12 protein-coding genes and 1 pseudogene are annotated in these 14373 nt (G+C 65.3%); 10 read left to right on the plus strand and 3 right to left on the minus strand.

Annotation, left to right across the window (positions count from 1 at the left end; all coding sequences use genetic code 11):
- The 3 genes and pseudogenes from OZ411_RS00005 to OZ411_RS00015 all read right to left on the minus strand — a co-directional run.
- Positions 1-806 (minus strand): annotated as a pseudogene (locus OZ411_RS00005) (phosphomannomutase/phosphoglucomutase); the annotation flags it as partial.
- Positions 807-930: 124 nt separating this feature from the next.
- A complete protein-coding gene (locus tag OZ411_RS00010) occupies positions 931-1140 on the minus strand; it encodes a hypothetical protein (protein WP_130584128.1) in 210 nt (69 codons plus the stop codon).
- Between the two features lie 197 nt (positions 1141-1337).
- Positions 1338-1739, minus strand: coding sequence for a VanZ family protein (locus tag OZ411_RS00015; RefSeq protein ID WP_282526264.1), 402 nt, complete (start codon positions 1737-1739; stop codon positions 1338-1340).
- A 235-nt stretch (positions 1740-1974) separates the two neighbouring features.
- Between OZ411_RS00015 and OZ411_RS00020 the strand changes: the two genes are divergently transcribed.
- The 10 genes from OZ411_RS00020 to OZ411_RS00065 all read left to right on the plus strand — a co-directional run bounded on the left by OZ411_RS00020 (position 1975) and on the right by OZ411_RS00065 (position 14313).
- Positions 1975-2646, plus strand: coding sequence for a response regulator transcription factor (locus tag OZ411_RS00020; RefSeq protein ID WP_282526265.1), 672 nt, complete (start codon positions 1975-1977; stop codon positions 2644-2646).
- Between the two features lie 116 nt (positions 2647-2762).
- Complete coding sequence (locus tag OZ411_RS00025) at positions 2763-4136, plus strand: sensor histidine kinase (protein ID WP_282526266.1); 1374 nt, start codon at positions 2763-2765, stop codon at positions 4134-4136.
- Positions 4137-4266: 130 nt separating this feature from the next.
- A complete protein-coding gene (locus OZ411_RS00030; RefSeq protein ID WP_282526267.1) occupies positions 4267-5670 on the plus strand; it encodes a hypothetical protein in 1404 nt (467 codons plus the stop codon).
- A 198-nt stretch (positions 5671-5868) separates the two neighbouring features.
- Positions 5869-6975, plus strand: coding sequence for a c-type cytochrome biogenesis protein CcmI (ccmI, locus tag OZ411_RS00035; protein ID WP_282526268.1), 1107 nt, complete (start codon positions 5869-5871; stop codon positions 6973-6975).
- 29 nt (positions 6976-7004) lie between these two features.
- Positions 7005-7493, plus strand: a complete 489-nt coding sequence (gene ccmE / locus OZ411_RS00040; protein ID WP_130227469.1) for a cytochrome c maturation protein CcmE — start codon at positions 7005-7007, stop codon at positions 7491-7493.
- Entirely contained in the window at positions 7490-9472 is a 1983-nt protein-coding gene (locus OZ411_RS00045) for a heme lyase CcmF/NrfE family subunit (protein ID WP_282526269.1), read from the plus strand. Before ccmE ends, OZ411_RS00045 begins: the two co-directional genes overlap by 4 nt.
- Positions 9472-9972: a cytochrome c-type biogenesis protein gene (locus tag OZ411_RS00050; RefSeq protein ID WP_282526270.1), complete on the plus strand. Its 501-nt coding sequence runs from the start codon at positions 9472-9474 to the stop codon at positions 9970-9972. The genes OZ411_RS00045 and OZ411_RS00050 overlap by 1 nt, the downstream gene beginning before the upstream one ends.
- Positions 9973-10149: 177 nt before the next feature.
- Complete coding sequence (locus OZ411_RS00055; RefSeq protein WP_282526271.1) at positions 10150-11493, plus strand: methyl-accepting chemotaxis protein; 1344 nt, start codon at positions 10150-10152, stop codon at positions 11491-11493.
- Positions 11494-11724: 231 nt separating this feature from the next.
- Entirely contained in the window at positions 11725-13308 is a 1584-nt protein-coding gene (locus tag OZ411_RS00060; RefSeq protein ID WP_282526272.1) for a Do family serine endopeptidase, read from the plus strand.
- A 324-nt stretch (positions 13309-13632) separates the two neighbouring features.
- Positions 13633-14313, plus strand: coding sequence for a response regulator transcription factor (locus tag OZ411_RS00065; protein ID WP_027581499.1), 681 nt, complete (start codon positions 13633-13635; stop codon positions 14311-14313).
- Positions 14314-14373: the final 60 nt, after the last annotated feature.

A 14373-nucleotide genomic window follows, 5' to 3' on the forward strand; every position in this document is an offset into this window, starting at 1 on the left:
TCGACCACGCCGCAGCGGTCGCCGTCGCCATCGAAGCCGAGACCGACATCGGCCTTGTGCTGCAAGACCGCATCGCGGATCGCGTGCAGCATCTCCATGTCTTCCGGGTTCGGATTGTATTTCGGAAAGGTATGGTCGAGCTCGGTGTCGAGCGGGATCACCTCGCAGCCGATCGCCTCCAGCACCTGCGGTGCAAAGGCGCCGGCGGTGCCGTTGCCGCAGGCGGCCACCACCTTGAGCTTGCGCGTCAGCTTCGCCCGGTCGGTGAGGTCGGCGATGTAGCGCGCCGGAAAATTCTCGTGGAATTGATACGCGCCGCCGGCCGTGTTGTTGAAGCTGGCGCCGAGCACGATCTCCTTCAATCGCGTCATCTCGTCGGGGCCGAAGGTCAGCGGGCGATTGGCGCCCATCTTGACCCCGGTCCAGCCATTGTCGTTGTGGGAGGCGGTCACCATCGCGACGCAGGGCACGTCGAGGTCGAACTGGGCGAAATAGGCCATCGGCGTCACCGCGAGCCCGATGTCGTGCACCTTGCAGCCCGCAGCCATCAACCCGGAGATCAACGCATATTTGATCGAGGCGGAATAGCCGCGGAAATCGTGGCCGGTCACGATCTCCTGCTTGACCCCGAGTTCCGCGATCAGCGCGCCGAGCCCCATGCCCAGCGCCTGCACGCCCATCAAATTGATTTCCTTGCCGAACAGCCAGCGCGCGTCATATTCGCGAAACCCGGTCGGCTTCACCATCGGCTCGGATTCGAAGGCATAAGTGTTCGGGAGGAGCACCGGTTTTGGTCTTGGAAACATGCAGTCGTCTTTCTGAGAGACAGTCAGTTGTTCGGGAGATCAAATCGAGACAGCATCATCGCGATTGCACGACGCGCCCAGCGCGACCCACGCGGTCCTTCATCGCGAAATAGAAACGCCTCAGCTAGACCGCCGCACCCGTCGTGCCGAGGCCCAAGCCGACGTCGAACAAATCGCGCCGGTCTGATAGCGCCAGGCTGCGCAATTCGCCGAGCGTGCCGCGCGCGGCCGAACAATGGCTGCATTTAACGATCGCGGAGGGCGGGGCGAGCTCACCATCGTCGATCACCACGCCGATGCTGTCGCATTCAATGCATACGAGCTGAAAACTCATTTTCGAAATTCAATCCACCGGACGCTGCAAATTGTCGACGAAGCAAGCCTCATGCCAGCAATGCATCGCCATGCGGCCGAGGTTATCCGGACGATCGTGGCATTTCAATGTGACGTCTGTTTTAACCCTAAGCGCTCAGCGCAAACGCTCCGCGTTTGTCGCGAGGGAAAACCGGTCTCCACTTTTCCGGATCATGCTCAAGGCCGCAGCGCCGACGGCGGCTCCTGCGCACCGTCGGGGCGTATTCCCTTGAACCGGTTGAGCGGGCCGCGCAGCAGCAATTCCGCGAAATGGGCGATGGCAATCCCGGAGAGCCCGCCGCCGGCCTTGACCAGCGCGTCGACGAGGCGGCCGTGCCGATCCGGCGTCAGCAGTTGCAGGGCTTCCAGCGCGAACGCGCTGCCGATGACGACTGCGATGATCAAGACCAGCCGGTTGGGATAGGCCCGCACGAATGCAAATCCCATCAGCGCGAACGCTGTGAAATGCTCGAACTGGGGACCTGCGACGACAGGGCGGTCTTGAAGCGGGGAAAGCGTCGCGAAGGCGATGAAGGCGAGCACCAGCCAGGCGGCGCCCAGGGACAGTCGTTGATTCATAGGTTGTTGCTAAGCAAAAACGGGGCCGAGCTCAACCCACGCACGATCGCTGCCGCACGTATGGCAGCGCTATCAGCCGATATCGTTAACCCGGCGGCTGTTCAGCCGGTCCAAATCTGCTATCAAGCCGCGGAAATGAACAAAAAGTAACATGACACCGTTCATCTTGTTCATAGCCCGTTCACGCCGGTGGGTCTCATCTTAGCTAAGCTGCGACTCGCCATCGGAGGCCAAATTGCGCCTACTCGTCGTTGAGGATGATCCGGATCTCAATCGCCAGCTTACGACCGCGCTGACGGATGCCGGCTATGTGGTCGATCGTGCTTTCGACGGCGAGGAGGGGCACTATCTCGGCGACAGCGAGCCCTACGATGCCGTCGTCCTCGACATCGGTCTGCCGAAGATGGACGGCATCTCGGTGCTGGAAGCCTGGCGACGCAACGGCCGCGCCATGCCGGTCTTGATCCTGACCGCGCGCGACCGCTGGAGCGACAAGGTGCAAGGTTTCGACGCCGGCGCCGACGATTACGTCGCAAAGCCCTTCCACATGGAAGAGATTTTGGCGCGCATTCGTGCCCTGCTGCGTCGCTCGACCGGCCACGCCCAGTCCGAATTGACCTGCGGCCCGGTGACACTGGATACCCGCACCGGCCGTGTCAGCGTCTCCGGCAACCCGGTGAAGATGACCTCGCACGAATACCGGCTGCTGGCCTATCTGATGCACCACACCGGGCGCGTGGTGTCGCGCACCGAGCTGGTCGAGCATCTCTATGACCAGGACTTCGACCGCGACTCCAACACCATCGAAGTGTTCGTCGGACGCATCCGCAAGAAACTCGACGTCGACATCATCCAGACCGTCCGCGGCCTCGGCTATCTCCTGACGCCGCCGCCGAGCGGCGCGTAACCGCCCCGGCGCCGCTGGTCGCCGGGCTTACTTTTTGATCGCAGCATGATCTTATCCGAAAACCGGTGCCCACCCCGCATCAAATGCGGGGCCAGCCTTTTCGGGATCATGTTCTGATGCGTGGAAGCTCGCTCGCCACCCGCCTGTTCCTGTCGGCGACCGCATGGCTGGTGGTGATCCTGGCGATCACCGGCTTCATCCTGTCCTCGGTGTATCGTGATGCGACGGAGCGTGCCTTCGACCGTCGCCTCAACCTCTATCTCCGCACCCTGATCGCCGAGGTCGCCACGCCTGACGAGCCGGCGGACCACCAGTTCCAGCTCGGCGAACCGCTGTTCGAACTGCCGCTGTCCGGCTGGTACTGGCAGATCCTGCGCACCGACGTGGAAAAGGGCGAGACGCGCGCTTCGCGCTCGCTGTGGGACAAGAAACTGCCGAAACTGGAGGATCAGGGTTTTGAGCTGACCCCCGCCGGCATTCGCATCGGCTATGTCGATGGCCCCGAGGGACAGACGCTGCGCATGGTCGAGCGTCCGGTCGATCTTGGCAGCGACGGCAGGTTCCTGGTCGGCGTCGCCGGCGACGCCAGCGAGATATTCGACGAGACGCGCAGCTTCGACTACTACCTCGGCGGCACCTTCACCTCGCTTGGCATCGTGCTGTTGCTGACTACGATCTTCCAGGTCCGTTTCGGCCTGGCGCCGCTCAAGCGCATTTCGGAGGCGATCGCCGATATCCGCTCCGGCCGCGCCGAACGGCTCGAAGGCAAGTTTCCGGTGGAGATCGCGCCGCTCGCGCGCGAGACCAACGCGCTGATCGACGCCAACCGCGAGATCGTCGAGCGCGCGCGCACCCATGTCGGCAATCTCGCCCACGCGGTCAAGACGCCCTTGTCGGTGATCGTCAACGAGGCCGCGACGCATGCCGCCGATCCCTTTGCCGCCAAGGTGCTGGAGCAGGCCGTGGTGATGCGCGACCAGGTCACCCATCACCTGGAGCGCGCCCGCATCGCCGCGCGCGTCACCATCGTCGCCACCGTCACCGAAGTGGCACCAGCGTTCGAGGCGCTGCAGCGAACCATGGAAAAGATCCACCGCGACCGCGACATCACCATCGAGCTGAAGGCCGACCCATCGGCGAAATTCCGCGGCGAGCGCCAGGATCTCGAGGAGATGGCCGGCAACCTCGTCGACAATGCCTGCAAATGGGCGGCCTCTCAGGTCTTCATCGAGGTCCTGGTCGAGCCGCCGGCGGAGCCGGGTGCGGGCCCGCGGTTGCATATTATCGTCGACGACGACGGGCGCGGCTTGTCGGCCGCCGAGCGCGCCCAGGTGTCGCGGCGCGGCCAGCGGCTCGACGAATCCAAGCCGGGCTCGGGGCTCGGGCTTTCAATCGTCACCGATCTCGCAGGCCTCTACGGCGGCAGCCTATCGCTCCGCAATGCGCCGATCGGCGGCTTGCGGGCGGAGCTGGAATTGCCGGGCGTTTGAAAGCCGGGGAGCCGCCGCGAGGGGCGCCCGTGCATCATTTCCTAAACGCCTTCTTAACGCGCGCCCTCCTATCATGCCGAGCCGATGCGCTTCTGCGTCGCCATCACAAGCACTCAATCACCCCAGGCCCATGAGCCAGACACCAATCGAGCGGCTGAGGGATTATCTCGCGCAGCTTCCGCCGCAATCGCAGGCGCTGCTGATGCGCGAGTTCGAGCGCGCGGTGGAGCGCGGCGAGGACGTCAACGTCGCCACCCTCGTGCTCGAGCAGTTACGCAAGATCGTGCGCCGGGCCGAGGAGGAGGCGACGCGCCCCCGCGGCGATGATCCGGCGCGCCTGCTGTTCCGTCCGCTCGAGCCGTTCCTGGCCGAAGGCAATTTCCCGATCCGGCCGGGACAGGTCCGCCGCACCTCGCTGCTGCCGATATGGCAGTGGCTCGGCCGTGAAGGCGCGCCTGATGCGACCCGCGAATTCGAGGCCGCGCTTGTGAAGGCGCATGACAGTGGCGCAACTTCGGCCGCCGAAGCCGCAGCCCGCAAATACCAGCTCGCCGCAGCGGAGGCGGTCGTCAAGGTCGCGACGCCAGTCCCGGGCGATGACAAGCAGCGGGCGCTGTCGCGCGTCGGCCCGCCCAATGTGGTCGAAGACCTGGTGTCGATCGGGCTGGTGTTGCGCACGCGCGAGGCGCTGGAGACGCTCGGCAGCCGGCTTCCCAGCCAGCTCCGGATGTTCGGCGAAACCCAGATCGCCTCCGTCACCGCGGCGCTCAACGTCCCTTCGCTGCAGACGCCGCAATTGCTTCCGTTCGCGCTGTCGCTGGTGATGCAGCGCCTGGTCGCGCCCTGGCAGATCATCCGCCTCGCGATCAAGATGGCGGCTTCCGACGACGAGATCCGCGTCGCCGCTACGCCCTATGGCGTCGCCGTCACGATCGCCTTGCACGATCTCTCCTATCTCGCGGCCTGCTTGCGCAGCGACATCCGGCGCGGTCATCTCGACAATGTCGGGGATCAACTGAAGACGCTGCATGACGGTGTGCGCGGCCTGCGTACGGAGCTCGATTTGCGCAACGAATCCACCTGGGGCAAGCAACTGACCTCGATCCGGGCCGACATCTCCAACTCGCTGCAATCGGAGATCGACAGCGTTTCCGGCCGGGTCCGCCGCATCCTGCGCCAGCGCCCGGACAAGGATATCTCCGCCGCCGCCCGGATCGACCCGACCGAAGTCGAGGAGGTCGCCGCCCTCATCGATTTCGTTGCGGTGTGCCGCACCTATGCGAGCGAGCTTGCCATCAACGAGGTGACGCTGCGCACCTATTCCGACCTGCAGCAATATGTCGAGCAGTCCACGGAGGCGCTGGTGCAGTCCTTGCGCGCCGGTGACCATCGGGTGCGCGGCTATCGGCAGCAACAGGCCAGCGCAGCGATCCGGTTCTGCGAGGTCCTGTTCGGCCATGACTACGCTTCGCTGATGAACCGCGCCGCGGAAAACGCCATGACCGGCGAGCGCAAGTCGTCCCGCGCCGGCTGATCCTCATTTTGACGGTTTTCCTTCTGCGAACCGATATCGGGTTCACGCGAAAATACGGTTGCTCCCGCAATTTCGCCCTCCGGTCGGTTACGGAGGGCGGTTCCGATCCAGCAATTGTCAATTGCTCCTCTTCCCGCCGGTAGTGTAAAGCGGCACATCGGTACCAGCTTTCGGTGCCGTTCGCCCGGGAACTCGTTGATGACACTGTGGTTTGTGTTCGCGCTGATGACGGTCGCGGCGATCTTCGCCGTGCTTTGGCCGCTTGGTCGCGCGACGCCTGCGACATCCGGCGGCAGCGAGGCCAATGTCTACAAGGACCAACTCGCCGAGATCGAGCGCGATCTCGCCTCAGGCTTGATCGGAGCGTCGGAAGCCGAAGCGGCGCGGGTCGAGATCGGTCGACGCTTGCTTGCCGCCGCGGACAGTGAGGCTGCGGTGGCGCCGAAAGCCAACCTGCCGCTGCGGCGTTCGGCCGCCGTGGCCGCGCTGGTCGGACTGCCGGTGATGGCCGCGGCGTTCTATCTCGCGCTGGGCTCGCCGCAGCTCGGCGATTTTCCGCTCGCCGCGCGCAGCCGCATGGCAGACGTCAATCAGCCGCTCGCCAATCTGGTGGCGCAGGTGGAAGCGCATCTTGAGAAGAATCCGACCGATGGACGCGGCTGGAACGTGCTGGCGCCGGTGCTCTCCAGGCTCGGCCGTTACGACGACGCGGTGCGCGCCTATCGCAATTCGATCACCTATAACGGCGACAGTTCGGAACGGCGCGCCGATCTTGGCGAAGCGCTGACTGGTGTGGCCGGCGGTGTCGTCACCGCGGAGGCCAAGGCCGAATTCGAGCGCGCCTTGGCGCAAAACGCCGACGATCCCAAGGCGAACTACTTCCTCGGACTCGCCGCCGAGCAGGACGGCCGCAAGGCGGACGCAGCTTCGATCTGGCGCGGGATGCTCGCCAAGGCGCCGGCGGATGCGCCGTGGCGATCGCTGGTGCAGGCCTCGCTGACGCGGGTCGGCGGCGGTGTCGTCGCGCCAGCGCTGTCAGACGAGACCATGGCCGCGGCCAAGGACATGGGCGCGGACGACCGTTCCGCGATGATCCGCGGCATGGTCGACCGGCTCGCCACGCGCCTGAAGCAGGACGGCAACGATGTCGAGGGATGGCTGCGGCTGGTGCGCGCCTATATGGTGATGGGTGAGCGAGACAAGGCGGTTGCGGCGCTCACCGATGCCCGCCAGGCGGTTGCCAACGATGCCGAACGCTTGCGCCAGCTCAATGAAGGCCTGAAGAATCTCGGGCTGGATGGCTAACATGTGCACAGACAGGACCATAGGGAACCATGACGCGTAAGCAGCGGCGTTTGGTGATGATCGGCGGCTCGCTGGCGGTGCTCGCAGTGGCGGCTGCGCTGGTGCTCAGCGCCTTGCGCGATTCCATCGTGTTCTTCTCCACGCCCTCGATGGTTGCCGAAAAGCACATCTCCGCCGGGAAGCGGTTCCGCCTCGGCGGCCTTGTGCAGCCCGGCTCGCTCAAGCGCGGCGACAACCTCGCGGTGACGTTTGAGGTCGCCGACGGCAGCGCCACGCTGCCGGTTGCCTACAAGGGAATTCTGCCGGACCTGTTCCGCGAAGGGCAGGGCGTCGTCGCCGAGGGCGCGCTCGATCAATCCGGCGTGTTCCGCGCCGACACCGTGCTCGCAAAGCATGACGAGACCTACATGCCCAAGGAGGTCGCCGACGCCCTGAAGAAGCAGGGCCACTGGAAGGACGATTACGGCAAGCCCAGCGCCTCGGCCGAGCCGCAGCCGGTGCAGGGGGCGATGCGTTGATCGCGGAAGCCGGACATTACGCGCTGGTGCTGGCGCTCGGGCTGGCGCTGATCCAGTCGGTCGTGCCGATGCTTGGGGCCCGCTGGGGCGATGTCGCGCTGATGAACGTCGCGCGCTCCACAGCGCTCGCGCAGCTCCTGTTCGTGGGCGCCTCGTTCATCGCGCTGGTGACGCTGCACGTGACCTCGGATTTCTCCGTCGCCAACGTGTTCGAGAACTCGCACTCGATGAAGCCGCTGATCTACAAGATCACCGGCGTCTGGGGTAACCACGAGGGATCGATGCTGCTCTGGGTGTCGATCCTGGCGCTGTTCGGCGGCCTCGTCGCCGCCTTCGGCAACAACCTGCCGCTGACGCTGCGCGCGCATGTGCTCGCCGTGCAGGCCTGGATCGCGAGCGCCTTCTATCTCTTCATCCTGCTCACCTCGAATCCGTTCCTGCGCATCGCCAATCCGCCGATCGAGGGTAGGGATCTGAACCCGGTGCTGCAGGATATCGGCCTCGCCGTGCATCCGCCGATGCTCTATCTCGGCTATGTCGGCTTCTCGATTTCGTTCTCCTTCGCGGTCGCCGCCCTGATCGAGGGCCGCATCGATGCCGCCTGGGCGCGCTGGGTGCGGCCGTGGACGCTGCTGGCCTGGATCTTCCTCACGCTCGGTATCGCGATGGGCTCGTACTGGGCCTATTACGAGCTCGGCTGGGGCGGCTGGTGGTTCTGGGATCCCGTCGAGAACGCCTCGCTGATGCCCTGGCTCGCCGGCACCGCGCTGTTGCATTCGGCGGTCGTGATGGAGAAGCGGAACGCGCTAAAGGTCTGGACCATCCTGCTGTCGATCCTGACCTTCTCGCTGTCCTTGCTCGGCACTTTCCTGGTGCGCTCCGGCGTCCTGACCTCGGTGCACGCATTTGCGACCGATCCGGCGCGCGGCGTGTTCATCCTCTTGATCCTCTGCCTTTTCATCGGCGGCAGCCTGTCGCTTTATGCGGCCCGGGCGGCGTCCTTGAAGCAGGGCGGCCTGTTCGCGCCGATCTCGCGCGAGGGTGCGCTGGTGCTCAATAACCTGTTCCTGACCACGGCCTGCGCGACCGTGTTCATCGGCACGCTCTATCCGCTGGCGCTCGAGGTCCTGACCGGCGACAAGATCTCGGTCGGCGCGCCGTTCTTCAACCTGACCTTCGGGCCGCTGTTCGTGCCGTTGATGATCGCCGTGCCGTTCGGCCCCTTGCTGGCGTGGAAGCGCGGCGACCTGCTTGGCGCCGCGCAGCGCCTGACCGCGGCCGGCATCGCCGCGCTGATTGCGATCGCGGTGCTGTGGGCCTGGACGCATGGCGGCAGCACCTTTGCGCCGCTCGCGATCGGGCTTGCGGTATTCGTCGTCGCCGGCGCGCTCACCGACCTCGCCGAGCGCATCGGACTGTTCCGGCTTCCGTTCGGCACCTCCGTGCAGCGGGCGCGCGGCCTGCCGCGCGCGGCCTGGGGCACGGCGTTCGCCCATGCCGGCGTCGGGATCGCCCTGATCGGGATCGTCTGCGAGACCACCTGGAACAGCGAATATATCGGCACCATGAAGCCGGGCGATTCCGCGAAAGTCGCCGGCTACGAATTGAAGCTCGACGATCTCGGCCAGCGCCAGGGGCCGAATTTCCGCGAAATGGTGGCGAGGTTCACGGTCGGCCTCGACGGCAAGACCCTCAGCGTCATGACCCCGTCGAAGCGCAATTTCACCACGCGTGGCGCGTCCACCACCGAGGCCGCGCTGCTGACGCGTGGGGTGAGCCAGCTCTATATCTCGCTCGGCGATATCGCCGCCGATGGCGGCATAGCCGTGCGCATCTATCACAAGCCCATGGTGCTCTTGATCTGGTTCGGCCCGGTACTGATGGCCTTTGGCGGCTTCTTGTCGCTGTCCGACCGGCGCCTGCGCGTCGGCGCGCCAAAGCCGGCCAGGGCCGCGCGCGCATTGCAGGCGGCGGAGTGATGCGAAAGGCGCTTGCCGTTTGTGCGCTGGTGGTCGCCGTGTTGCTCGGCGCACCGGCGGCGTTCGCCGTGCAGCCCGACGAGATCATGGCCGATTCCGCCAAGGAAGCCCGGGCGCGGGAGCTGTCGCGCGAGCTGCGCTGCATGGTGTGCCAGAACCAGTCGATCGACGATTCCGAGGCGCCGCTGGCGCGCGACCTGCGCATCCTGGTCCGCGAGCGGATCGCGGCCGGCGACAGCGACCGGCAGGTGATCGATTTCCTGGTGGCGCGCTACGGCGAATTCGTGCTGCTGAAGCCGCGCTTCAATCCGCATACGCTGCTGCTCTGGCTGGTGCCGCCGCTGGTACTGGTCGGAGGCGGCGTGGCGCTTTGGCGGCTTGGCCGCCGCCGGCCAGCCGCCCCGGCGGCCGCCACAACCGGCGCCCATCTCACCCCCGAAGAGGAGAGCCGGTTGGCTGCGCTGATGTCGGAGGAAGCGCCGGAGGAAAGGCGGACCTGACCTACGTACTGCTACGTAGGTCCATACCTTTCGGCTTCTGCCGCAGCATTCATCTAATCTTGACCTTTTGTGCGGAACTTGGCCTCGCCCCTTCGTCCAGAGCATGACCTGCGAAGATCGTGTTCACAAAGAGATAGAGCGTGATGATGCTTCGTCATAACGCTCTTGAGCAAGCCGATGTTTTCCAACAGCAATTTGACTATCCGCTTCCTCGTCGCATCCGTCGTCATTGCGCTTCTGGTGCTGCTTGGGATCGGCGGCGGCACGGGCTTCATCGCCGTGCTCTACCTCAACAACGAGATCACGGCGCTTGCCGCTGAGTTCAAATCGCTGAGCGGTCCAGGCCGCGAGCACGCCATGCAGATCTATCAGGAAGCGCAGACCGCGTTCTCCTACTTCCTGATCGCCTGCGGTGCGATCGCTGTGATCGCGCTTACGGTTTGCCTGACGACCTATTTCGCCGTTCGGGACGGCGTCATGCGGCCGCTGGCTGGCATGGTGCATGCGATGCGCGAGGTGGCCGAGCAGAAGTACGAGACGCCGATTCCGGGCCTCGGCAGGAGCAATGAAATCGGACTGCTCGCGGGCGCGCTCGAAGTGTTCAAGACCAACGGGATCGAACGCCAGCGGCTAACCGACCAGGAACTGCGCGACGCCCACAACCAGCGCGAGCGTACCCGCTACCTCGACGAGAAGATCCGCGACTTCAACGGCCTCGTCGCCAATGTCGTCGGCAGCGTCGCGGCATCGGCCGTTCGCCTCAGGGGTAACGCCGAAACGCTGTCGCGTGCCGCCAACGAGACCAGCCAGAAGGCGAGCGCGGTTGCCAGCGCCGCCGGCCAGGCCAGCACCAGCGTCCAGACGGTGGCGACTTCCACTGAGCAGATGACGACCTCGATCGCGGCGATCAGCCAGCGCGTCACCGACGCCACCCAGCGCGCCGAGGGCGCGGTGGCGCAGGCGCGCCAGAGCGCCGACACCATCCACGCGCTCTCGGACGCGGCCGAGAAGATCGGGGCCGTCGTGCAGTTGATCCAGACGGTTGCCTCGCAGACCAACCTGTTGGCGCTCAACGCCACCATCGAAGCCGCGCGTGCCGGCGAGGCCGGCAAGGGATTTGCGGTGGTCGCCTCCGAGGTGAAGAACCTCGCGAGCCAGACCAGCAAGGCGACCGAAGAGATCTCGCAGCAGGTCGCGAGCATCCAGGCAATCACGGCGGAAACGCGCGGCGCCATCGACGGGATCTCGAACACGATCGCCGAAATCAGCTCGATCATGTCGGGCATCGACGTCGACACTGCACGCCAGCGCAACGCCACCCAGGACATCTCCAGGAACGTCCAGGACGCGGCGAGGGGAACCATGGACGTGACCAACCACATCGTCCAGATCACCACCACCTCGTCCGACACCGGCCGCATGGCCGGCGAGGCCAAGGATTCCGCGGTCGACCTGTCGCAGCAGGCGGATATCCTCAAGCGCGAAGTCGAGGGTTTCATTGCCAGCGTCAGGGCGGTCTGACCGCTCGCGATTTTGCGACCCCGGAACCCTCCGGGCGGAGTTAGCCGCAAGCGCTGCAGCTCGCGGCTAACTCATTGGCGGAGCTGCGATATTCTGCCGCACCCGGTCTCGTCTCTATTACAAAAGTTTAATTCCGCAGCCAGCGCGCCGTAAGGCTGACGCCCCCATGTTTAAACACGTCCGGTGCTTGCCCCCGCACCTTTCGAATTCTGGCTCTTGGAGATTTTTAGAATGACCGAACGACCCACCGATCTTTCGTCTCTGCCGTCTTACGGCGCGCCGCGGCGTTCGCTGTTCTCGGCCCGCAGATTTGCGTTGATGGCTTCGGTCGTCGCCGGCCTCGGCGTCGCCGCCTATGGCTTGAGCCCGCAGCACACGCCGAGCGATCTGTTCGCCAGCCCGGCGCAGGCGCAGGTCAACAACGAGGTCCGCAAGGTTCAGCAGCCGGTCGGCTTTGCCGACATTGTCGAGCGCGTGAAGCCGTCGGTGATTTCGGTCAAGGTCAATATCGGCGAGAAGCTCGCCAAGGACGACAGCAATGAGGACTCGCCGTTCCCGCCGGGTTCGCCGATGGAGCGTTTCTTCCGTCGCTTCGGTGGACAGGATGGGCTCCCCCCGGGCATGCGCGGCGGACCGCGTGGCCGTGGTATCGTGACCGGCCAGGGTTCGGGTTTCTTCATTTCGGCTGACGGCTTTGCGGTGACCAACAACCATGTCGTTGACGGCGCTGATAAGGTCGAGGTCACGACCGATGACGGCAAGACCTATTCGGCCAAGGTGATCGGCACCGATCCGCGTACCGACCTCGCGCTGATCAAGGTCGAGGGTGGTTCCAACTTCCCGTTCGCCAAGCTGTCCGACACCAAGCCGCGGATCGGCGACTGGGTGCTGGCGGTCGGCAACCCCTTCGGGCTCGGCGGCACGGTCACCGCCGGTATCGTCTCGGCCTCCGGCCGCGACATCGGCAACGGCCCGTACGACGATTTCATCCAGATCGACGCGCCCGTGAACAAGGGCAACTCCGGTGGCCCGGCGTTCGACGTGTCCGGTGAGGTAATGGGCGTCAACACCGCGATCTATTCGCCCTCCGGCGGCAGCGTCGGCATCGCCTTCTCGATCCCGGCCGCGACGGTGAAGAACGTGGTCGCTCAGCTCAAGGACAAGGGCACGGTCAGCCGCGGCTGGATCGGCGTCCAGATCCAGCCGGTGACCTCCGACATCGCCGACAGCCTCGGCATGAAGAAGGCCGAAGGCGCGCTGGTGGCGGAGCCCCAGGCCAATGGTCCGGCGGCCAAGGCCGGCATCGAGTCCGGCGACGTCATCACCGCCGTCAACGGCGAAACGGTCAAGGATGCGCGCGAGCTCGCCCGCACCATCGGCGGCCTGGCGCCCGGCAATGCGGTGAAGCTCAACGTCCTACACAAGGGCCAGGAGAAGACCGTCAACCTCACGCTCGGCCAGTTGCCGAACACGGTTGAGGCCAAGGCCGATAACGACAACAGCGATCGCGGCTCTTCCTCCCGCGGCACCGACGTGCCGAAGCTCGGCCTGACGGTGGCCCCCGCCAACAGCGTGGCCGGCGCCGGCAAGGACGGCGTCGTGGTGACCGAGGTCGACCCGAAGAGCGCCGCGGCCGAGCGCGGCTTCAAGGAAGGCGATGTCATTCTTGAAGTCGCCGGCAAGAACGTCACCAGCGCCGGTGATGTGCGCGATGCGATCACCTCCGCACGGAACGACAACAAGAACAGCGTTTTGATGCGTGTAAAGAGCGGCGGTTCGTCGCGCTTTGTGGCAGTGCCGCTGGCGAAGGGTTAAATAAGAGATGGAAGGCGTCGCCGGCAATCGTCGCCCCCGCCGACGGCCCTTCCTGGGGAGCGAGCCGCAATGCTCGCCCCCTCTTGCTACCTTCCGGTGGAATGCGCCCCCCTCCGTCGGAAGGCCTAGGGCGGTGAAGTCCCCCAGCTTCACCGCCCACTCTTTCCCCTCCAGCATGATCCGGAAAAGCGGAAGCCGGTTTTCCGGAAGGATCATGCAAATCAACGCGAACGCGCGCGGCCGTCTTGCATGTGCAGGGCGGCCGCGCCATGCTGAGAGGAAACCAATCCCGTGACCGCCACCGCACCTTTAGCCGCACCCCAGATGCGCCTCCTGATCATCGAAGACGATCGCGAATCCGCCGACTATCTCGTCAAGGCGTTCCGCGAAGTCGGCTATATCGCCGACCTCGCCGACGACGGCGAGGAGGGCCTGTCGATGGCCGAAAGCGGCGACTATGACGTCCTCGTCGTCGACCGCATGCTGCCGAAGCGGGACGGCCTGTCCCTGATCGGAACGCTGCGCGAGAAGGGGAACCGCACGCCGGTGTTGATCCTCTCCGCGCTCGGCCAGGTCGACGACCGCATCAAGGGCCTGCGCGCCGGCGGCGACGACTACCTGCCGAAACCCTATTCATTCGCCGAACTGCTGGCGCGCGTCGAAGTGCTGTCGCGCCGCAATGTCGGCCCGGCGGAAGAGACGGTCTATCGGGTCGGCGATCTCGAGCTCGACCGCCTGTCGCACCGCGTCGCCCGCGGCAAGGACGAGCTGACGCTGCAGCCGCGCGAGTTCCGCCTGCTCGAATATCTGATGAAGCATGCAGGCCAGGTGGTGACGCGCACCATGCTGCTCGAGAATGTCTGGGACTATCACTTCGATCCGCAGACCAACGTCATCGACGTACACATCTCGCGCCTGCGCTCCAAGATCGACAAGGGTTTTGAGCGGCCGTTGCTGCACACGATCCGCGGCGCGGGGTATATGATCCGCGACGGGATACGGTAACAGCGGACGCGTTGAATACGTCTGCTACGCTCTGGCTCAACTTGCAGAACGCATACGACG

Source organism: Bradyrhizobium sp. Arg237L (assembly GCF_029990105.1).
Classification (GTDB): Bacteria; Pseudomonadota; Alphaproteobacteria; order Rhizobiales; family Xanthobacteraceae; genus Bradyrhizobium.